The sequence below is a fragment of the Alcanivorax sp. HI0044 genome (genome assembly GCF_001634945.1).
In genome coordinates this window covers 1-455 of record NZ_LWEZ01001081.1, presented here as the reverse complement: position 1 = coordinate 455, position 455 = coordinate 1, and the positions used below count along the sequence as shown (strand labels likewise).

General features: G+C 58.7%; 1 protein-coding gene. It reads right to left on the bottom strand.

All coding sequences use genetic code 11. The annotated features are described in order from the left end of the window. A partial coding sequence (locus tag A3730_RS12955) for an AMP-binding protein (protein WP_156501196.1) occupies positions 1-455 on the bottom strand: 455 nt, incomplete at both ends.

Sequence of the window (455 nt, the reverse complement as noted above, 5' to 3'; positions counted from 1 at the left end):
TTCATAGGCGGCCCACAGCATCGGGGTGACCACGGTTTCGGTAGGACCGTAACCGTTGAGAATGCGCTGCGGTTTCAACACCTGCTGCATGCGTTCGAAGGTTTCCCGGGTAAAGGCTTCGCCCCCCAGGGTCCAGGAACGCACTTTCAGTGCGGTTTTTTCCTGTTCGATCCAGTCCAGCAGCGGGCCCATATAGCTGGGCGGAAAACAGGCCACGGTGACGCCTTCGTTTTTCAGCACCTCACAGCATTGTTCCGCGCTCCACAGTTGCTGGTCACGAATCACCACACGGGAACCAAAGGCCAGCGGCACCGTCCAGCGCTCTACGGCGCCATCAAAACTGATGGAGGCGAACTGCAGCTCCACATCATCCGGGGTCATGCCATAGCGTTCACCGATGGTTTGCACATGCATGGAGAGACCGGCATGGGTCAGCGACACGCCTTTGGGTTTGC